Origin of the sequence: Rhodococcus sp. KB6 (assembly GCF_001445685.1) — a bacterium.
Lineage (GTDB): Bacteria > Actinomycetota > Actinomycetes > Mycobacteriales > Mycobacteriaceae > Rhodococcus_F > Rhodococcus_F qingshengii.
Genome location: NZ_LNAK01000140.1, coordinates 1 through 241, shown reverse-complemented (window position 1 = coordinate 241; position 241 = coordinate 1). Strand labels below are relative to the sequence as shown.

Annotated in this window: 1 pseudogene; it reads left to right on the top strand. The window is 71.4% G+C overall.

Annotated elements, in window-relative coordinates:
• Positions 1 to 241, top strand: a pseudogene (locus ASU23_RS24245) (IS21 family transposase); the annotation flags it as partial.

Below are 241 nucleotides of genomic sequence, written 5' to 3'. Positions count from 1 at the left end.
GTTCACCGGTCCTCGACAACGACCACTACCCACCCCGCCCAGACCGCGACGCCGCCGACCGGGTGCCCAAGCCTCGTACCGCCGCCGAGCTCGCCTTCCTACAGTTGGGCCAGGGTGCCAGCAGCTGGCTGGTCGAGGCTGCCGCCGCGGGAGCGCGCCGCATCAGGGCGAAGATGGCCGAGGCCGTGGACCTTTCGAAGCTGCACTCCCCGGACGCAGTCGACAGAGCGTTGGGGACGGC